This is a genomic window from Oceanobacillus jordanicus (genome assembly GCF_022095695.1).
In the GTDB taxonomy this organism is placed as follows: Bacteria; Bacillota; Bacilli; order Bacillales; family Amphibacillaceae; genus Oceanobacillus_B; species Oceanobacillus_B jordanicus.
This window is the reverse complement of sequence record NZ_JAIFZM010000005.1, coordinates 187,899-208,303: the sequence shown is the minus strand read 5'-3', so window position 1 is coordinate 208,303 and position 20,405 is coordinate 187,899. Positions and strand designations below refer to the sequence as shown.

Genomic DNA, 20,405 nt, shown 5'->3' with positions numbered 1-20,405 from the left:
TAACAAGGGAAGTGCCTTATGCTGGAAAAAACAACGCGAATGAATTATTTATTTGATTTTTATCAGGCATTACTGACCCAAAAGCAACGAAATTATATGGAAATGTACTATCTAGAAGACTATTCGCTTGGAGAAATCTCTGAAGAAGCAGAGGTTTCCAGACAAGCAGTTTATGATAATATTAAGAGAACCGAATCCATGTTAGAAACATATGAAGAAAAGCTTCACTTATATGAAAAGTTCCAACAGCGGCTTACTTTAATCAATGAATTAGAGGCGGTTATTGCAAATAAAGAAGAGAAGCTATTTTTTGATAAATTGAATCAACTAAAAGAATTAGATTAGGAGGACACCCTCTATGGCATTTGAAGGACTGGCCGACCGCCTGCAGAGTACGATAAAGAAGATTACAGGTAAAGGGAAAGTTAGTGAGCAAGATGTAAAAGAAATGACACGTGAGGTTCGTCTTGCTTTATTAGAGGCAGATGTTAACTTCAAAGTAGTCAAGGATTTGATAAAGCGCATTAAAGAACGGGCAATTGGACAAGAAGTAATGGAAAGTCTGACGCCTGGACAACAAGTCATTAAGGTCGTTAAAGAAGAACTTACTGAATTAATGGGTGGAGAAAACAGTAAAATTGCGGTAGCTGACCGGGCACCAACAGTCGTTATGATGGTGGGACTTCAAGGGGCAGGTAAAACGACAACAACTGGTAAGCTAGCGAACCTACTACGTAAAAAGCATAACCGCTCCCCATTACTCGTTGCATGTGACGTTTATCGTCCTGCAGCGATTAAGCAATTAGAAACACTTGGAGAGCAATTAACTATGCCTGTATTCTCCATGGGAACAGAAGCTAATCCAGTTGATATTGCGACAAAAGCTATTGAAAAGGCTAGGGAAGAGCATCATGATTATGTGATCATTGATACAGCAGGTCGTTTACATGTCGATAATGAACTTATGGATGAGCTGCAAGAAATTAAAGCAAATGTAAAACCAGATGAAATTTTTCTAGTGGTCGATTCCATGACTGGTCAAGATGCTGTTAATGTGGCAGAAAGCTTTAATGAGCAGCTTGATTTATCAGGTGTCGTGTTAACGAAGCTAGATGGTGATACTAGAGGTGGTGCAGCCCTCTCTATTAAAGCCGTAACAGATAAGCCTATTAAGTTTGCCGGGATGGGTGAGAAATTAGACCAGCTGGAAGCATTCCACCCTGAACGAATGGCATCGCGAATTCTTGGGATGGGCGATGTATTATCCTTAATCGAGAAAGCGCAAACCAATGTAGACGAAAAGCAGGCGAAGGAATTAGAAGAAAAAATGCGGACAATGTCCTTTACCTTCGATGATTTTCTTGAACAAATGGGACAGGTCAAGAATATGGGACCATTAGATGACTTAATGGCCATGATTCCTGGAGCTAGCAAAATGAAAGGACTGAAAAATGCACAACTTGATGAGAAACAACTTTCTCATGTAGAAGCAATCATTCAGTCTATGACAAAAAAAGAGCGACAGGACCCAAGTCTGATGAACGCAAGTCGCAAAAAAAGAATTGCAAAAGGTTCTGGTACTTCTGTTTCCCAGGTAAACCGATTGCTTAAACAGTTTGACGAAATGAAAAAAATGATGAAACAAATGACAAACATGCAAAAAGGGAAAAAAGGCAAAGGGATGAAGTTCCCGTTTATGTAAAAATGCCTTTATACACAAGGAATTTTACATTGTAATGTAAAAACACTTTACAGACTTCCTTGTTTCTGATAGAATCTAAAATTGTGTAAAACATTAATATTTGGAGGTGCAAAATAAATGGCTGTTAAAATTCGTTTAAAACGTATGGGATCAAAAAGAAATCCTTTCTATCGTATCGTTGTAGCTGATTCACGTTCTCCTCGTGACGGACGTCAAATTGAGCAAATTGGAACATATAATCCTGTTGTAAACCCGGTTGAAGTGAAAATCGATGAAGAGAAAGCACTTAGCTGGATGACTAATGGAGCAAAACCAAGTGATACAGTACGTAACCTATTTTCAAATGAAGGCATCATGAAGAAATTCCACGAACAGAAAAATCAGTAAAGTAGTGTGATATCATGAAAGCCCTAATTGAATCAATCGTTTCGTCATTGGTAGATTATCCTGATGATATTAAGATAACGGAGACAGAAGAAGAGGCCAAGCTGGTTTATCATTTAACTGTTCACCCGGATGATGTCGGAAAGGTTATCGGCAAGAACGGACGTATTGCCAAAGCGATACGCACAGTAGTCTACGCTGCAAAGACAGACGCTAAGAAACGTATTTATTTGGATATTATGTAAAGGGAAAGGGGAACCTTTCCCTTTTTACACATGTAAGGAAGTATACGTGTGGTGACCTACAGGAAGTATGTTATGCTACGTTAACCTAGCAAAGGTTGTGCTTAGTCGGCGTCCATTAATAATGCGATAAAGCTTTTCTTAACACCTCAGGATTTTCTGAACAAAAGATCATTTTTGAGAGTGAGGACAAATTGTGAAAATTATTACGAAAGTTATTGTGAAGCAAGTAGTCACAGAAAAAAGCAAGGAAACATTGCAGACTAACTTCTATAATCATAAAATGCGGCTTGAACAAGAGTGTCAACAACTGTTGTTTGAACAGCGAAAATTTGAGAATAAATCGAGGGCTTCCAAACAGGATGTAAGTCACAGGTTTCAACAAGAAATAAATAATCGCAAAGAAAAAATTAAACTTGCTGATTTTAAACTGGAACAACTTGAGATGTTGGAGTTGGGCAGTGAGATCACAGAAAAAGAAGTTGAAGCTCTTGTTGAAGTTTCCGAAGGCTCGCATTGGGATGAGATCATAGGAGAAAAAACCATTATAATAAAAGATAATGTGGTAATCAGAATTGACGAATAGTAGGTGATACTAATGAGCCAAAAAATGTACAATATTGGAAAAATCGTGAATACACATGGCATTCGTGGCGAAGTAAAAGTAGTCAGGATTAGCGATTTTGAAGAACGCTTTGCAGTTGGAAACCAGGTTTATGCAGTAAAAGAGAAAGCAGCACCGGTTGCTTTAACAATAGCTGCACATCGAATCCACAAAGGTTTTGATCTGCTTCAGTTTGAAGGGTTTGCAAACATTAATGATGTTGAGCATTTCAAAGGTGGCTATCTCAAAATTACCGAAGAGCAATTGACCGAACTGGAAAGTGGCGAATATTATTACCACGAGATAATTGGTTGTGATGTCATGACAGCTTCTGGCGAAAGCTTAGGTGTTGTAAAAGAGATTCTCTCTCCTGGTGCTAATGATGTATGGGTGATAAAGCGTCCAAAAGAGAAAGATTTATTAATACCATACATTGATGAAGTAGTGAAAGAAGTTTCCATTGAGAATAAAAAGGTTGTTATCGAGCCAATGGAAGGGTTGCTTGATTAATGCATATCGATGTTTTAACGCTTTTCCCAGAAATGTTTGACGGGGTCTTCCACTCTTCTATTCTTCAAAGGGCGCATGATAAGGAGACGTTTTCCTACAAGCTTGTTAACTTTCGGGATTACACAACGAACAAACATAACAAGGTAGATGATTATCCATATGGCGGAGGAGCTGGGATGGTACTCACCCCACAGCCTTTATTTGATGCGGTGGAAGACGTTACCAGCAAAAGTACGGCAAAGCCACGCGTTGTGTTAATGTGCCCACAGGGTGAACCATACAATCAAAAGAAGGCAGAAGAATTGGCTGAGGAAGATCATTTAGTTTTTATATGTGGCCATTATGAAGGCTTTGACGAAAGAATACGAGAGCACCTGGTAACAGATGAGATTTCCATAGGAGATTATGTGTTAACTGGTGGTGAATTAGGTGCCATGGTAGTGATGGACAGTGTTATTCGCCTGCTCCCAGATGCTTTAGGTAACAAAGAGTCCGCACCGCAGGATTCCTTTTCGACAGGGTTACTGGAGCATCCACATTACACTAGACCAGCTGATTTTAGAGGAATGAAGGTTCCAGATGTTTTATTGTCTGGTGATCATGCAAAAATTGAGGCGTGGAGAAAACAGCAGGCGCTGAAACGAACCTATGAGCGTCGAAAAGAGCTACTTGAAGATAAGGTTCTATCCAAAGAGGAAGCTCTCTACTTAAAGCAACTAGAGTCGGAAGAAAACTCTGAATCATAATCTGAAAGATTTGCTACAAAACAACTTGAAGTATACCTAAGGTTATGGTATATTTAATCTTGTGCTAAAAGTGTCGACTTTTTGTACTATAAACGATGTTCCGCTGTCATTTACTGAGAAAGAGCATTGGTTTGGAAGGAGTGTAACAAGATGCAAAAACTAATTGAAGACATTACAAAAGATCAGCTTCGTACGGATCATCCAGATTTTCGTCCAGGAGATACTTTAAAAGTCCACGTGAAAGTTGTGGAAGGTACTCGTGAACGTATTCAGGTATTCGAAGGTGTTGTCATCAAACGTCAAAACGGTGGAATTAGTGAAACATTTACTGTAAGAAAAATTTCTTATGGTGTAGGTGTTGAACGTACTTTCCCAGTACATTCCCCTCGTATTGATAAAATCGAAGTTTCTCGTCGCGGTATCGTACGTCGTGCTAAACTTTACTATCTACGTAATCTACGTGGTAAAGCTGCACGTATTAAAGAACGCCGTTAAAGCTGAATACAGCTGTTGTAACAAAAACCACTGGAAAGGAGCTTGGCAATATGCACAAGCTCCTTTTTGCTTATTTACATGTAATTTTGATCATACATATTTGCTAGTATAGAATGAAATGGGCTTTATATTGTATTATCTGCGTAATGTCGGATTAAACTAATAGTAGATTGCCTGGCATGGAGGGATTGGATGGGAAAGCAGAAAAAGAAAAAAAGTGAGTGGTTGGATTGGCTGAAGGCTCTTTTAATAGCTTTTGGATTAGCTTTTATTGTGCGTACCTTCTTGTTTGCCCCTATTGTAGTGGATGGACCTTCCATGCTCCCAACACTGCATGATCGGGATCAGATGATTGTTAATAAAATTGGCTATCGTTTTGGTGATCCAGAACGTTTTGAAATTGTCGTTTTCCATGCTTCAGATCAAAAGGATTTCATAAAACGTGTGATTGGTCTACCAGGGGAACATATTGCCGTAAGAGATAATGTCCTTTATGTTAATGACCAACCTGTAGAGCAACCTTTTTTAACAGAGTATAACAATGACATTTTAACTAATGATTTTGAGCTGGAAGAACTGCCAGGAGAATATAAAACCATTCCAGAAGACCAAGTCTTAGTATTAGGTGATAACCGTGGGAACTCAACAGATAGCCGTATTTTAGGAATGATTTCAATGGATCAAATTGTAGGGAAAACGAGTGTACGATACTGGCCGTTTGACCGTATAGATATTATGAAATTGGGAGAGTAGGATAATTATGACAATACAATGGTTTCCCGGACATATGGCGAAAGCACGCCGGGAAGTAGAAGAAAAATTAAAGCTCGTTGACTTTGTCATGGAATTAGTGGATGCACGTGCGCCTCTATCCTCGCAAAATCCTATGCTTCAGCAAGTTTTACAACAGAAGTCAAAAATGGTCGTTCTTATGAAGAAGGATTTGGCAGACAATCGTCAAACTGAGGAATGGATCTCATATTTTAAGGAAAGGTCCATCCCCGCTATAGCAATTAATGTAAATGATAAATCAGACATAAAAAAAGTGATTCAACTTGCGAAAGATCTTGGACAAGAAAAGCTGGATAAACTTATTAAAAAAGGAATCCAACCGCGTCCATCAAGAGCCATGATTGTGGGGATACCAAACGTTGGTAAATCTACCTTAATTAATAGACTTGCTAACAAGAAAATTGCTAAGACAGGTGACAGACCGGGTGTTACGAAGCAACAATTATGGATTAAAGTAAAAAAAGATTTTGAGTTACTTGATACACCTGGTATTTTATGGCCAAAATTCGAAGATGAGCTTGTTGGATATAGATTAGCCGCAATAGGTACAATCAAAGACCAACTTCTTTCCATGCAGGATATCGTCGCTTTTGTTATTTCTTATCTACAAAAACATTATCCTGAAAGATTAGAGGAACGCTATCCGATAGACCGTGATATGACGGATATGTGGGAGATCTTTGAAGCGATAGGAAAACAACGTGGAGCCTTGGAAAGTGGCGGGAGCGTTAACTTTGAAAAAGTGTCAGATCTAGTGATACGTGACTTACGTACAGGAAGACTTGGTAATATTACACTAGAGAACCCTAAAGAATAGAGACATACATCTACTGGATGCATGTCTTTTTCATTTGTCCTTCAACAACCTATCTTGTTAGAGCTTAACATGGTATTTTTAAAATTTATAAAATGATTAGCTCAGCTTTTGGGTGGAGAAATACGGCATTTTGTTTCAATTTTACTAGTTATTAACCGATATAAGGAAGAAAGCAGGTAGACGTATGCAAAAAGATTCAATAGCTTTGCTAAAACAGTTATTTGAAGAAGATAAACTAACGGAGCAAAAGATAGCCGAAATGCGGCAGGATGAGCGCAAAGGCGTTCAAACATTGCTTAAACGATATGACGTTAAGCAGGATAGAATGAATGCATTAGAACAACAATTTTTAGCCATGTCAGAATTCGAACTTAAACTCCGGAATAATGGTTATGTAAATATAGCTGGAGTAGATGAAGTGGGAAGAGGCCCATTGGCAGGACCAGTTGTTGCCGCTGCCGTAGTTTTGCCGCAAGACTTTAAGCTACTAGGTTTGAATGATTCGAAGCAGTTAAGTGAGTCTACAAGAGAAGCTTATTATGAAGTGATTAGAGATAATGCTATTAGCTATGGGGTTGGGATTATCCATAATGACGTAATCGATAGGGTGAATATTTATGAAGCAACCAAGCTTGCTATGCAAGAGGCAATTAATCAATTGGATCCAATTGCCGATTTTGTGTTAGTAGATGCTGTGCCATTGAAAGGGCTAAGTTGCCCATCTGAATCCATCATAAAAGGAGATTCGAAAAGTATATCTATTGCAGCTGCCAGCATTCTAGCGAAGGTAACAAGGGACCGTTTTATGAAAGAGATACATATGAGCTATCCTGCATATGATTTTGCTTCCAACATGGGCTATGGAACGAAACACCATATGGAGACATTAAGCAATCAAGGGGCAACGCCATATCATCGTAAATCTTTTGCACCGGTCGGTAATGTAGAAGTGAAATAGGAGGACAATCCATTGGGCATTCAAAAAACAGGTCAAAGTTTGCGTGTGCTTCAACCAACGCCTAATACAATTAAACCCGGACAAGTTATTAAGGGTAGTATTTTAAAGATCTATCCAGAAAATAAGGCTGAAATACAGCTGGGATCGCAAAAAATGGTTGCTCAATTAGAGGCTTCCCTCTCTGCTGGTGGGAAGTATCATTTTATGGTGCAATCAACAGATCCTGTCATCCAACTAAAAGTGATAGGGGAGCAATTACAACAGCAAGACCATCTTAATAGTCTTAACCTGCTCCAACAGCTTGGATTAAAGGCATCCAAGCGGAATATTGTTTTTCTGCAACAGCTTATCGCAAAGAAGATTCCATTTGAAAAACCTCAGCTCACACAATCTTTCCACCTTCTTGAAGGTTCCAAGGATAAACAACTGACAGGAAAGATGCTTGTAGAAATGATTTCTAATCGTTTGCCCATTACAAAAAATGTGCTGGAAGCTCTTCAGTCTGTATCCAATTCTAGCTTTTCAGGTCGTTTAGCAAGCGCTATGCCAGAATTGGATCAGGCTAATGTCCAACCAAACATAAGCCAAAATCTACAAAAGTTAGTCAGCAATCATGCAGCCATTTCAACAGAAAGCAAGTTAATGGGGGAGAGAATAAACAATCAGAATCTATTTCACCTACTGAAACTTTCAGGTACGATTGAACCTGCCCAACCATTTGATACATGGAGAGCGAATACTACAACTGAACAAAGTGGAAGACAAAAAGATATACCTTTCCAACTCTCAGAAGCACAGTTGCGGAATCTGCAAACTGTAATAGATAATAGAGCTACTTTGCAGCAGAATGCAAAGCTTCTTTTAAATAGTTTCCATAATTTACCTCAGTCCATTGCTAATGAAGGAAACTTAGATACCCAACTTTTTTCCCGGTTAAAGGAGCAGTTTACCCAGTCGGTACTACCATATCTGCCAAAGAATACTACCTTCCCAGCATCTTCTATGCTGCAAAACAATCGGCATGCTCTATCACAGGTATATGAATTTTTGCAAAATGCGGCTTCCACTACTACGGAAAACATAGAAGTCACGATGAAGCAGCTACGAGACGTAAACCTACTGATGGCGGCATCCCCAAAGGATCAATTCTTGCAGCATCTTAAACACACGCTTTCGTTCACGGGATATTCGTATGAGCATGATCTGGCAAATAAGGTAATGCAGGAACAAACCTCTTTAAAAGGTGTGCTCCTACAGCTCATGCAACAGGGCGACCACAATAACAATACAACCGAACAAAGCAAACAACTCCTTCATTTTATTAACGGTCTTCAGTTACAATCTGTCCAAGATACGGGTAATTTTTTGTATGCTAGTTTGCAACTCCCGGGCGAAAAGTTAGGATTAGCTAAAGATCTTCAGCTAGAGTTTGAAGGAAGAAAAACCGAAGATGGGGAAATAGATTCTAGTCATTGTCGGGTTTTGTTTTATTTGGATTTAGCTAACTTAAATCAAACGATTATTGATATGACGGTACAAAATAGAAATGTATCCGTTACAATATACAATCAAAGTGAAGAAGAGTTGAGGCCTTTAGCCAAAGACTATCAGGCTGTTTTAAAAAATGGGCTGAACGAACTAGATTATCATTTATCAAGTGTGATGTTTAAGCCTGTTCGAGAAGAAGAATTAACTGGGTCAAAACGACAACAATCACATCCTAGCTCGTACCAAGGAGTTGATTTTCGAATATGACAGAAAACAGAAAAAAAGCTGCCGCATTATCCTATGATTTGCAGAAAGGAACTGCCCCAATCGTTTCAGCTACTGGCAAAGGAATGAGAGCTGAGGCGATCATACAAAAGGCCAAAGAGCACAATGTACCTATTATGGAAGACAGTTCCATGGTAGAGATATTGGCAGAGTTAAATATTAATGAAACCATTCCAGAAGAATTATACCAAGCGGTAGCAGAAGTGTTTGCTTTCGTCTATAGAGTGGACCGCAAATTGGATAAATCGTAATTTCATTTCAAAGATTGTAATTGCAAGTATTCTATTATTCTTGTGAAAGTTCGTTTTTTTTAATACAATGGAAATGCAGTGAATTTTGATGGGAGGATAAAGGATGAACATTCATGAATATCAAGGCAAAGATGTCTTGCGTCAGTATGGTGTAAACGTTCCTAATGGTTATGTTGCCTATACAGTTGATGAAGCTGTACAAGCGGCTGAAAAACTAGGTACTGATGTAACAGTAGTAAAAGCTCAGATCCATGCCGGCGGCCGCGGTAAAGCGGGCGGCGTTAAAGTTGCCAAAGGCTTGGATGAAGTGCGTACATACGCTGATGAGATACTTGGAAAGACATTAGTAACACATCAAACTGGCCCAGAAGGTAAAGAAGTAAAACGCTTGCTTATTGAAGAGGGCTGCGATATTAAAAAAGAATATTATGTTGGTGTGGTTCTTGACCGTGCCACTTCTCGTGTTGTCATGATGGCATCTGAAGAAGGTGGAACAGAGATTGAAGAGGTAGCAGAGGCTACGCCAGAAAAGATTTTTAAAGAAGTAATTGACCCTGTGGTAGGACTATCAGGCTATCAGGCTCGTAGACTTGCATTCAACATTAATATTCCAGATGAATTAATGGGCAAGGCTGTGAAATTTATGATGGCGCTTTATGAAGCATTTGTTGCAAAGGATTGTTCCATCGCGGAAATTAATCCATTGGTAACAACAGGCGACGGAGAAGTCCTTGCCCTCGATGCTAAATTGAACTTTGATGATAACGCTTTATTCCGCCAAAAAGATATTCAGGAATTGCGTGATCTAGATGAAGAAGATGAAAAAGAGATTGAGGCAAGCAAATACGATCTTAGCTATATCTCGCTGAATGGAAATATTGGCTGTATGGTTAACGGTGCAGGACTTGCTATGTCTACAATGGATATTATTAAACATTATGGCGGAGACCCCGCAAACTTCCTTGACGTTGGGGGCGGCGCTACAGCAGAGAAAGTAACAGAAGCATTTAAGATTATTTTATCTGATGCCAATGTAAAGGGAATTTTTGTTAACATCTTCGGTGGAATCATGAAATGTGATGTAATTGCAGAAGGTGTTGTGGAAGCAACTAAGCAAGTTGGTTTGGAAATTCCGCTTGTTGTTCGTCTGGAAGGAACAAACGTTGAATTAGGAAAGAAAATTCTCGAAGAATCAGGCTTAAATATTACATCTGCTGGATCTATGGCAGACGGCGCTGAGAAAATTGTTTCTCTAGTAAAATAAAAACGTAATAGTTTGCATGGAAAGGACGGACAAGTATGAGTGTATTCGTTAATAAAGATACAAAAGTAGTTGTACAAGGAATTACTGGTGGTACAGCGAAATTCCATACCAAGCAAATGCTAGAGTATGGTACTAATATCGTTGCAGGTGTTACACCCAAAAAGGGCGGTTCAGAAGTAGAAGGCGTGCCTGTATTTAATACAGTTAAAGAAGCAGTTGAAGAAACTGGCGCAAACGCTTCCGTTATTTATGTTCCGGCACCATTTGCGGCAGATGCAATATTAGAAGCAGTAGATGCTGAGCTAGATTTAGCTATATGTATTACAGAGCATATTCCTGTAATGGATATGGTAAAAGTTAAACGTTATATGGAAGGGAAAAAGACTCGCCTGGTTGGACCAAACTGCCCTGGAGTCATCACTCCGGAAGAATGTAAAATTGGTATCATGCCTGGCTATATCCATAAAAAAGGTCATATTGGTGTCGTTTCCCGTTCAGGAACATTAACCTATGAAGCCGTGCATCAATTATCTGAAGCTGGCTATGGTCAGTCCACTGCTGTAGGAATTGGTGGAGACCCAGTAAATGGTACGGACTTTATCGATTCACTAAAAGCATTTAATGAAGATAGTGAAACAGAAGCCGTCATAATGATTGGTGAAATTGGTGGTACTGCTGAAGAAGAAGCAGCAGAGTGGGTGAAAGCCAACATGAAAAAACCTGTAGTAGGGTTTATTGGTGGAGCTACAGCCCCTCCAGGAAAAAGAATGGGACACGCTGGTGCCATTATTTCTGGAGGAAAAGGTACTGCTGACGAAAAGATCCGCGTGATGAATGAATGCGGTATCCAAGTTGCAGAAACACCTGCTGTAATGGGCGAGACCATGATTCGTGTATTGGAAGAAAATGGTTTAAAAGAGAAGTGTAAAACACATTAAAAATTTGATAGTGAAGAAGCCCTGGAATAAAGAAATTCCCGGGCTTTTTCTCCATGAAAGGATGTTAAAATTGAGTCGGCGCAGTAACAGGTTAATACATCTATCAAGATGCAAAGGCATTACAAGACGTATAATGCAGTATATTATCCAAAAAGACACGGAACTAAAAGAAATTTACTATCTTTCCCCTAAAGAATTAACCCAAATTTACCACATCCCCGAACAAAAAGCAGTCCCTCTTTATCATGACCTTCATAACCCCGTCCTCATTGAACAAATTAAACAGGATAAAACACAATGCTCTATCATTACCATTCTTGATCAAGCTTACCCCTTCATGTTAAAAACAATAAAAGACCCACCACTAGTCTTATATACAATCGGCAATAATGAATTGTTATCTTGCTCTCCTTGCATAAGTGTTATTGGAACTAGAAGACCAACAAGTGAAGCAAAACAAAAAACAAACTTTATAGTGAAGCCTCTAGTGGAGGAAGGCTGGGTTATTATAAGTGGGATGGCGAAAGGAATAGACACCTATGCCCATAAGGTAGCATTAGCTCAAAACGGAAAAACAGTTGCTGTACTCGGTAGTGGTTTTGAACATATCTACCCAAAGGAAAATGAGGATTTATTTACAGAAATTTGTAAAAGTGGTATAGTCCTTTCTGAGTACCCTCCCAACGTAGTAGCCAGTCGACACCATTTTCCTGAACGTAACCGACTTATAAGTGGCTTGACATTTGGAACGCTAGTGATAGAAGCTACTGAGAAGAGTGGTACATTAATTACAGTAGATCAAGCATTAGATCAGGGAAGGGAAGTATATGCCCTGCCAGGGTCTCCATTAGTGGCACAAACAAAAGGTTGCCATCGTATGATACAGGAAGGTGCAAAGCTTGTAATAGATGCACAATGTATCCTAGAAGACTGGAACGATCAAGGGACACATTTAGCTTCCGTATGGAAGGGATAATGGTAAGAAAAAGAAGGTAATGTTATACCATTCATTAAATTGTATGTTTGACAAATGAAACGTATATATTTACTATTAGTGAAGATTTCCAATTTAAATTAGTTGTAACCTCATTGTGGGAGGAAATATAATGTCAGATTATCTAGTAATCGTAGAATCGCCGGCAAAAGCGAAGACGATTGAACGTTATTTGGGGAAGAAATATAAAGTAAAAGCATCAATGGGACATATACGTGATCTGCCAAAAAGTCAGATGGGCGTTGATACAGAAGATGAATATAAACCAAAGTATATTACGATACGCGGAAAAGGCGATGTACTAAAAGAATTGCGCTCTGCAGCAAAGAAAGCTAAAAAAATCTATCTTGCGGCCGACCCCGATAGAGAAGGGGAAGCAATTGCCTGGCACCTTGCCCACATTCTAAATGTTGATGAGACATCGAAGTGTCGTGTCGTATTCAATGAGATTACGAAAGAAGCGATTAAAGAATCCTTTAAAAATCCGAGAAGTATTGATACAGATTTAGTAGATGCGCAACAAGCACGGAGAATTCTAGATAGACTGGTCGGTTATAACATCAGTCCATTACTTTGGAAAAAAGTGAAAAAAGGACTTAGTGCAGGCCGTGTTCAATCTGTAGCTGTTAAAATGATAATTGATCGAGAAAAAGAAATTGAAAACTTCCAACCAGAGGAATATTGGTCAATTGAAGGAAGCTTTAAAAAGGACGATGAAGTGTTTAATGGGTCTTTTTATGGCGTTGATGGTAAGAAACAAGAGTTAAAGACAGAAGATGATGTCAAACAAATTCTTGGTAAGCTAGATGAAAAGGCATTTAAGATTGATAAAGTAAATAAAAGAGAACGGAAAAGAAATCCATCTCAACCATTTACTACTTCTTCTTTACAACAGGAAGCTGCCAGAAAGCTGAATTTCCGAGCGAAGAAAACCATGATGGTAGCACAGCAATTGTACGAAGGTATAGATTTAGGAAAAAAATCAGGTGGTATCACTGGACTTATCACGTATATGCGTACTGATTCAACACGTATCTCTGATACAGCGAAGAAGGAAGCAAAAGAATATATAGAAGAAAATTACGGGGAAGCGTACTTGGGGACAAGTAAACCTGCCAAAAAGAAAGAAGGAGCTCAGGATGCACACGAAGCAATCCGACCAACTTCAGCCTTACGCAATCCAAAATCGTTAAAAGCGATCTTATCGAGAGATCAGCTTCGACTTTATAAATTGATTTGGGAACGATTTCTTGCTAGCCAAATGGCTCCCGCAGTCTTGGATACTATGACCGTTCACATGCTAAATAATAAAGTGGAATTTAGGGCTACTGGATCAAAAGTGAAGTTCAAAGGGTTCATGAAGGTGTATGTGGAAGGGACCGATGATGATAAAAAAGAAGAAAACAAATTTTTACCGGACCTTCACGAAGGACAGAATGTTATGGCAGAAGAAATTGAGCCGAATCAGCATTTCACTCAGCCGCCACCACGTTTTACGGAGGCAAGGCTTGTTCGTACTATGGAGGAGTTAGGAATAGGGAGACCTTCAACCTATGCACCAACCCTTGATACGATCCAGCGAAGAGGTTATGTAACAATTGATAACAAACGTTTTATCCCAACAGAGCTTGGGACCATTGTATTAGAGCTTGTCGAAGAGTTTTTCCCTGAAATTATTGATGTGGAGTTCACAGTTAAAATGGAAGGGGACCTTGATGCAATTGAAGAAGGTAAGACCGAGTGGATTACCATTATTGACGGATTTTATAAAGGTTTCGAAAAGCGACTAGAAACTGCTGAAAAAGAAATGGAAAAAATTGAAATCCGTGATGAGCCAGCTGGCATTGACTGTGAGAACTGTGGGCATGAGATGGTTTATAAAATGGGAAGGTACGGAAAATTCCTAGCATGCTCTAATTTCCCAGAATGTCGAAACACGAAGCCTATCCTTAAAGAAATCGGTGTGAAATGCCCGAAATGTAAAGAAGGCAACGTTGTGGAAAGAAAATCCAAAAAAAGACGCGTCTTTTATGGTTGCGATCGATTTCCGGAATGTGACTTCCTTTCATGGGATAAACCAATCTCAAGACCATGTCCAAAATGTGATGCCTTATTAGTCGAAAAGAAAAGTAAGAAGGAAACACAAATCCAATGTACAAATTGTGAATATAAGGAATCAGCGCAAGCCTAGACAAGAAGGTCTTTAACTGTCCGTATCTAATAACGGGCAGTTTTTTGTTTGGTTCATGAAGTTTAAGCCCAGTTTTTCTTTAGGCGTTTCTAAATTCATTAAATAGGGAACCTTCGTAATAGAAAACAAAAGGAGGTAATCCAATGGACCGTAAACAACATTATTTCGTAAAAATAACAGAAAAGGAAATTAATGAGATGTCCATACCGGATAGATCCACTGAATATGAAATTGTGGCAACTCATGATGAGGTTGAAGAATTACGGGAACTTTTTCTAGAAGAGAACAAAAATGCAAAAAACTCAGTTGAGTATTTATCCAAGCCTTTTGATGAATGGGGAGCAGATGAAGAAAGAAATAGCTATGATGATCATCTTATTACCGTTTATCGTAATGTATATAAATTAGGAACGGATAAAACCAAAGAAAAAATAAATGAGTTAGGAATACTGAAGTAATAATTTGGCAATATTATGAAGAGAAGATTGTGTCTATAGACTATTTTCTAAAAAATCCTTCCAGTTCACTAAAAAGGAATGGCTGAACTACCATTTATAATGGTGAAATGTTAGGTGAAGACTGGTTAAAATAAGTATTCGTATTGTTTCAAGGCAAGATTGTTGACTATTTAGATGGAAACAGATATAATTACGCCTTGGTAAGTGTAATACCTTGACAGTCAAAACCTTACTAGTAAAGCATTCATTTGCTATGACACAGGATAAATCATTGAAAAACACGATTGCACAATCGGTAATTCAGAATTTTGTTGCAATTTTGTTAAATTTATTGCACTACACGATTTTCTATGATATGATTTATTCGCTAATCAATGGGGTGAAGTTTTGCTTAATTTTGATGAAGCAATTAAAGCATTTACATCCTATCTACAGATTGAGAAGAATGCGTCCCCTTATACTGTGAAATATTATCAGAATGATCTGGAAATTTTTTTCGCTTTTCTGCAAGGGGAAGGCATCACTGATCTGGGAGATGTAGACCAGAAAGTTGTACGAATATATCTAACGATGCTATATAACAAACAGCTAAGCCGGAGATCTGTTTCCCGCAAAATTTCAACGTTGAGAAGTTTCTATAAATATTTAGAAAGAGAGAATGTCTTATTCTCCAACCCTTTTGTCCACATATCCCTACCGAGGACCGAGAGCCCAGTTCCTGGATTCTTATATAAACAGGAACTTGAAAAGCTCTTTGAGATTAATGACCTTAATGAACCGACAGGACAACGGAATCAGGCATTAATTGAGTTGCTCTATGCTACAGGTATGAGGGTGAGTGAATGTCAGGGGTTGAGGCTTCAAGATATTGATTTTTCGATTGGCACTGTCTTTGTTCGAGGTAAGGGGAGAAAGGAACGGTACATTCCATTTGGAAGATTTGCAGAAATCGCTTTGGAAACGTACATAACTGAAGGGCGCCCAGCGTTGTTGAAAAAGGCGGAACAGCAGAACGAAGCTGTTTTTTTAAATGCACGTGGAAATCCTATAACGGCGAGAGGGATTAGATTAATCCTTAATAAAATGGTTGAAAAGGCTGCGTTAACAGTCCATGTTCACCCCCATAAGCTACGGCATACGTTTGCGACCCATCTATTAAATGAGGGGGCGGATTTGCGTAGTGTGCAGGAACTTTTGGGTCATGAAAATCTGTCTTCTACACAAATTTATACACACGTTACAAAGGATTATTTGCGAAGTGTCTACATGAACAGCCACCCAAGAGCAAATAATCAATCAAACGATTAGAAGAGGTGATTATTTTGGCAAACGAGATGCATGCAACGACTATATTTGCCATCAGCCATAAAGGACAATGCGCAATGAGTGGTGACGGTCAAGTAACCCTAGGAAACGCAGTTGTTATGAAACATAAGGCTAAAAAAGTACGTACATTATTTCGTGGTCAAGTTCTAGCTGGCTTCGCTGGTTCTGTGGCAGATGCTTTTACGCTATTCGAAAAATTTGAAGGAAAACTAGAAGCTTTTAATGGTAACCTAGCTCGTGCTGCGGTTGAATTGGCACAGGAATGGAGAAGTGATAAAGTTCTTCGTAAACTGGAAGCCATGCTGATTGTAATGAATAAAGAAAATATGTTTTTAGTCTCTGGTACAGGTGAAGTAATTGAACCTGACGATGGCATACTCGCCATAGGATCTGGTGGGAATTACGCATTAAGCGCTGGTAGAGCGCTTGCCAGAAAAGCGGATCATCTAACTGCAGAGGAAATTGCAAGATCAGCTTTAGAAATAGCGGGAGAAATTTGTGTGTTTACGAACGATCAGATAACCTTAGAAGTGCTTGACTAAAAGGAGGCCTTTCGACAATGGGTATTGATTACACTCCGAAACAGATTGTCAGTCAATTGGATAAATATATAATCGGTCAGGGAAGTGCAAAACGATCTGTTGCAATAGCTTTGCGCAACCGCTATAGAAGAATGCAACTTGATGACTCGATAAAGGATGAAATAGTTCCTAAAAATATTCTGATGATCGGACCTACGGGAGTAGGTAAAACGGAAATTGCCAGACGGTTAGCGAAATTGGTGGGCGCCCCTTTTATAAAAGTGGAAGCGACCAAGTTCACAGAAGTGGGTTACGTTGGAAGAGATGTAGAATCCATGATCAGGGACCTTGTTGAAATGTCATTGCGCATGGTAAAAGAAGAGAAAATGAAAGAGGTTAAGGGAAAGGCTGAAGAGGAAGCAAATAAACAATTAGTGAAATTACTTGTTCCTCAGGCTAAAAAAGAGTCCTCTATGAAAAATCCTTTTGAAATGCTCTTTTCTGGCAATGATGACAGTGACAAAAGTGAAACGAATGCAGAAAATGATGAGGAAATTAAAAACAAACGTAAACGCATAGAGCACCAGTTAGCGCTAGGTGAACTAGAGGATCATATGGTTTCCGTTGAAATTGAGGAACTTCCGCCTTCCATGTTTGACATGCTCCAAGGTTCGGGAATGGAACAAATGGGGATGAATATGCAAGACGCATTTGGTCAATTCATGCCAAAGAAAAAGAAAAAGCGTAAACTACCTGTATCAGAGGCAAGAAAGGTTCTGACCCAACAAGAGGCGGGGAAGTTGATCGATTTGGAAGAAGCAGCCCAAATTGCTGTGGAAAAGGCAGAACAATCCGGAATTATTTTTATCGATGAAATTGATAAAGTAGCCGGAAAGCAGGATAACACAGCAAATGTGTCGCGTGAAGGTGTTCAGAGAGACATCCTGCCAATTGTGGAAGGATCAACTGTGGTCACAAAGCATGGCCCTGTAAAGACAGATCACATGCTCTTTATAGCAGCTGGTGCATTTCATATGGCAAAGCCAAGTGATCTCATTCCTGAACTTCAGGGAAGGTTTCCTATTAGAGTGGAATTAGATAAACTATCAGTTGAAGATTTCAAACGTATACTTGGTGAGCCGTCTAATGCTTTACTCAAACAATATTCTTCCTTGTTGCAAACAGAGGGTATAAATGTTGTTTTTACGGACGAAGCTATAGAAAGACTAGCTGAGATTGCTTATCAGGTAAATCAAGAGACTGATAATATCGGTGCTAGAAGATTGCATACCATTTTAGAGAAACTTCTAGAAGACTTATCATTTGAAGCGCCTGATATTAATATGGAGCAAATTGAAATAACCCCAACTTACGTGGATGAAAAACTAAGTACTATTGCTAAAAACAAGGACTTAAGTCAATTTATACTATAATACCAAACAATTGAATGGAGGATTATTAATGGAACTATTAGGACGTGCAAGAAAAATTAATGCAATGCTACAGAAAGCAACAGGAAAATCGGTGAATTTTAATGATATGTCTGCTTCTTTACGTGACGTAATTAAAGGGAATGTGTATATTCTAAGTAGAAGAGGTAAATTATTAGGATTTTCAATAAACCAAGAAATAGAAAATGAACGTATGAAAGATATGCTAGAACAACGACAATTTCCAGAAGAATATACGGAAGGGTTGTTTAACATTCATGAGACCACTCCAAACCTGGATATTGACAGTCCGCAAACTGTATTCCCTGTAGAAAATCGTGAATTGTTCAAAACAGGTTTAACAACGATTGTTCCGATCATCGGAGGCGGAGAGCGCCTTGGTACATTGGTACTTGGGAGGTTAACAGATAGCTTTAATGATGATGATCTATTGCTTGCAGAATATGGTGCAACAGTAGTAGGTATGGAAATTTTACACGAAAAAACCGAAGAAATAGAAATGGAAGCGCGCAGTAAAGCAGTTGTGCAAATGGCAATAAGCTCTCTTTCATATAGTGAATTAGAAGCTATTGATCACATTTTCGAAGAGCTGAATGGTAACGAAGGCTTGCTTGTTGCAAGTAAGATTGCAGATCGAGTAGGTATCACCAGATCTGTTATCGTAAATGCACTTAGAAAGCTTGAAAGTGCTGGTGTTATTGAATCTCGTTCGTTAGGAATGAAAGGAACATATATTAAAGTGTTAAACAGTAAGTTTCTAGTTGAGCTTGAGAAACTTCGTTCAAGATAAAACAAAAAAGCCCTGTAAGACTTTAGTCTTATGGGGCTTTTTTGTGCGGGTAAATATAATCTGTAAAATGAAAAAAATAATTGCTGTTTTCGATCAAATTCGACGAATTAGCAATAGAAATTCGAGAAAAAAGAAAAGTTATCGAAAATTAACAAACAAAATACGGTCTTATTGATAAATTAGACCTAGTTATATTTAACTATATTATGTTCTTAATAAGGAAAATGTCGAAAAGTGATAGACTTTGCAGTATTTATAAATTACAATATTCGTAGGATATTAATATTTATGACCGTTGATAAAAAGGTTAAGGAGGGAAATGGATGGACTTATTTGGAGGCACTATTTCCACTTTGGAAAAATCATTGCAATACGCGTCAGCAAAGAACCAGACTATATCAAACAACATCGCGAATGTTGACACACCAAACTACAAAGCAAAGGATGCAGTGTTCAAAGATATATTAAACGACAGTATGTCAACGAGCGAACAAGCAAAAAAGACTCACGAGAAGCACTTATCTTTTAATGGTACTTCTGATTCATCTTACCAAATAATTACAAATAACAATACATCCTACAATAGTAACGGAAATAACGTTGATGTGGACAAGGAGATGGCAGAACTTGCCAAAAACCAAATCTATTATCAGGCATTAGTAGATCGGATAAATGGTAAGTTTGGAAGCCTGCAAAAAGTTTTACAGGGAGGTAGCTAATAAGTGTCCATTTTTAATTCAATAAACGCAAGTGCGAGTGCTCTTACTGCTCAACGCCTTAGAATGGATGTTGTATCTTCAAACATTGCAAACGCTCAGACTACAAGAGCGACAATTAACGAAAATGGGGAATACGAGCCATACAAAAGGAAAATGGTTACGGTAGAGCCAAACGGCGGAAGTTTTAAATCGTTTTTACATAAAGCATCTGGAACATCTCAAAACAATACCGGCAATGGTGTTAAGGTTACTGGGATTACAGAAGATGAGACCCCTTTTAAATTAGTATATGATCCAACACATCCAGACGCAGATGATAACGGGTATGTTGAAATGCCAAATGTTGATCCATTAAAAGAAATGGTTGACCTAATGAGTGCTACTAGGTCCTATGAAGCAAATATAACTTCATTGAATGCAAGCAAAGGTATGCTCATGAAAGCATTGGAAATCGGTAAATAATTATGCTGGGAGTTTTA

The 20,405-nt window shown here is 38.7% G+C and carries 24 protein-coding genes; all 24 read left to right on the top strand.

What is annotated here, in order from left to right:
• Positions 1-18 precede the first annotated feature (18 nt).
• The 24 genes from K3T81_RS08190 (at position 19) to flgC (ending at position 20,388) form a co-directional block, all read left to right on the top strand.
• On the top strand, positions 19-345 hold the full coding sequence (locus K3T81_RS08190; RefSeq protein WP_161465454.1) for a putative DNA-binding protein: 327 nt from the start codon (positions 19-21) through the stop codon (positions 343-345).
• 13 nt (positions 346-358) lie between these two features.
• A complete protein-coding gene (gene ffh / locus K3T81_RS08185) occupies positions 359-1,702 on the top strand; it encodes a signal recognition particle protein (RefSeq protein WP_238019293.1) in 1,344 nt (447 codons plus the stop codon).
• A 117-nt stretch (positions 1,703-1,819) separates the two neighbouring features.
• Positions 1,820-2,089, top strand: a complete 270-nt coding sequence (gene rpsP / locus K3T81_RS08180) for a 30S ribosomal protein S16 (RefSeq protein ID WP_036573102.1) — start codon at positions 1,820-1,822, stop codon at positions 2,087-2,089.
• A 14-nt stretch (positions 2,090-2,103) separates the two neighbouring features.
• Complete coding sequence (locus tag K3T81_RS08175; RefSeq protein WP_106896633.1) at positions 2,104-2,331, top strand: KH domain-containing protein; 228 nt, start codon at positions 2,104-2,106, stop codon at positions 2,329-2,331.
• Between the two features lie 193 nt (positions 2,332-2,524).
• Entirely contained in the window at positions 2,525-2,914 is a 390-nt protein-coding gene (locus K3T81_RS08170) for a YlqD family protein (RefSeq protein ID WP_036573100.1), read from the top strand.
• 12 nt (positions 2,915-2,926) lie between these two features.
• Positions 2,927-3,442, top strand: coding sequence for a ribosome maturation factor RimM (gene rimM, locus K3T81_RS08165; RefSeq protein ID WP_238019291.1), 516 nt, complete (start codon positions 2,927-2,929; stop codon positions 3,440-3,442).
• Complete coding sequence (gene trmD, locus K3T81_RS08160) at positions 3,442-4,188, top strand: tRNA (guanosine(37)-N1)-methyltransferase TrmD (protein WP_238019289.1); 747 nt, start codon at positions 3,442-3,444, stop codon at positions 4,186-4,188. The genes rimM and trmD overlap by 1 nt, the downstream gene beginning before the upstream one ends.
• A 150-nt stretch (positions 4,189-4,338) precedes the next feature.
• Positions 4,339-4,683, top strand: coding sequence for a 50S ribosomal protein L19 (gene rplS, locus K3T81_RS08155; protein WP_036573097.1), 345 nt, complete (start codon positions 4,339-4,341; stop codon positions 4,681-4,683).
• Between the two features lie 192 nt (positions 4,684-4,875).
• Complete coding sequence (gene lepB / locus K3T81_RS08150; protein WP_106896636.1) at positions 4,876-5,436, top strand: signal peptidase I; 561 nt, start codon at positions 4,876-4,878, stop codon at positions 5,434-5,436.
• Between the two features lie 7 nt (positions 5,437-5,443).
• Complete coding sequence (gene ylqF, locus K3T81_RS08145) at positions 5,444-6,292, top strand: ribosome biogenesis GTPase YlqF (protein WP_238019287.1); 849 nt, start codon at positions 5,444-5,446, stop codon at positions 6,290-6,292.
• Positions 6,293-6,476: 184 nt separating this feature from the next.
• Positions 6,477-7,250: a ribonuclease HII gene (locus K3T81_RS08140; protein ID WP_238019285.1), complete on the top strand. Its 774-nt coding sequence runs from the start codon at positions 6,477-6,479 to the stop codon at positions 7,248-7,250.
• A gap of 12 nt (positions 7,251-7,262) precedes the next feature.
• Positions 7,263-9,005, top strand: a complete 1,743-nt coding sequence (locus K3T81_RS08135; protein ID WP_238019283.1) for a hypothetical protein — start codon at positions 7,263-7,265, stop codon at positions 9,003-9,005.
• A complete protein-coding gene (locus tag K3T81_RS08130; RefSeq protein WP_238019280.1) occupies positions 9,002-9,274 on the top strand; it encodes an EscU/YscU/HrcU family type III secretion system export apparatus switch protein in 273 nt (90 codons plus the stop codon). Before K3T81_RS08135 ends, K3T81_RS08130 begins: the two co-directional genes overlap by 4 nt.
• Before the next feature lie 103 nt (positions 9,275-9,377).
• Positions 9,378-10,538 (top strand): ADP-forming succinate--CoA ligase subunit beta, encoded by a 1,161-nt coding sequence (sucC, locus tag K3T81_RS08125; RefSeq protein WP_036573087.1) that lies wholly within the window; start codon positions 9,378-9,380, stop codon positions 10,536-10,538.
• A gap of 35 nt (positions 10,539-10,573) precedes the next feature.
• Complete coding sequence (sucD, locus tag K3T81_RS08120) at positions 10,574-11,476, top strand: succinate--CoA ligase subunit alpha (RefSeq protein WP_161464705.1); 903 nt, start codon at positions 10,574-10,576, stop codon at positions 11,474-11,476.
• Between the two features lie 70 nt (positions 11,477-11,546).
• Complete coding sequence (gene dprA / locus K3T81_RS08115; protein ID WP_238019278.1) at positions 11,547-12,452, top strand: DNA-processing protein DprA; 906 nt, start codon at positions 11,547-11,549, stop codon at positions 12,450-12,452.
• 130 nt (positions 12,453-12,582) lie between these two features.
• Positions 12,583-14,661, top strand: coding sequence for a type I DNA topoisomerase (topA, locus tag K3T81_RS08110; RefSeq protein WP_238019276.1), 2,079 nt, complete (start codon positions 12,583-12,585; stop codon positions 14,659-14,661).
• A 143-nt stretch (positions 14,662-14,804) separates the two neighbouring features.
• Positions 14,805-15,119: a hypothetical protein gene (locus tag K3T81_RS08105; protein WP_106896642.1), complete on the top strand. Its 315-nt coding sequence runs from the start codon at positions 14,805-14,807 to the stop codon at positions 15,117-15,119.
• Between the two features lie 387 nt (positions 15,120-15,506).
• Entirely contained in the window at positions 15,507-16,427 is a 921-nt protein-coding gene (gene xerC / locus K3T81_RS08100) for a tyrosine recombinase XerC (RefSeq protein ID WP_106896643.1), read from the top strand.
• A 14-nt stretch (positions 16,428-16,441) separates the two neighbouring features.
• Positions 16,442-16,987 (top strand): ATP-dependent protease subunit HslV, encoded by a 546-nt coding sequence (hslV, locus tag K3T81_RS08095; RefSeq protein WP_106896644.1) that lies wholly within the window; start codon positions 16,442-16,444, stop codon positions 16,985-16,987.
• 17 nt (positions 16,988-17,004) lie between these two features.
• Entirely contained in the window at positions 17,005-18,399 is a 1,395-nt protein-coding gene (gene hslU / locus K3T81_RS08090; protein ID WP_238019274.1) for an HslU--HslV peptidase ATPase subunit, read from the top strand.
• A 28-nt stretch (positions 18,400-18,427) separates the two neighbouring features.
• Positions 18,428-19,207, top strand: a complete 780-nt coding sequence (gene codY / locus K3T81_RS08085; RefSeq protein ID WP_106896646.1) for a GTP-sensing pleiotropic transcriptional regulator CodY — start codon at positions 18,428-18,430, stop codon at positions 19,205-19,207.
• A 323-nt stretch (positions 19,208-19,530) separates the two neighbouring features.
• Positions 19,531-19,926: a flagellar basal body rod protein FlgB gene (gene flgB / locus K3T81_RS08080; RefSeq protein ID WP_238019272.1), complete on the top strand. Its 396-nt coding sequence runs from the start codon at positions 19,531-19,533 to the stop codon at positions 19,924-19,926.
• 3 nt (positions 19,927-19,929) lie between these two features.
• Complete coding sequence (gene flgC / locus K3T81_RS08075) at positions 19,930-20,388, top strand: flagellar basal body rod protein FlgC (RefSeq protein WP_036573078.1); 459 nt, start codon at positions 19,930-19,932, stop codon at positions 20,386-20,388.
• Positions 20,389-20,405: the final 17 nt, after the last annotated feature.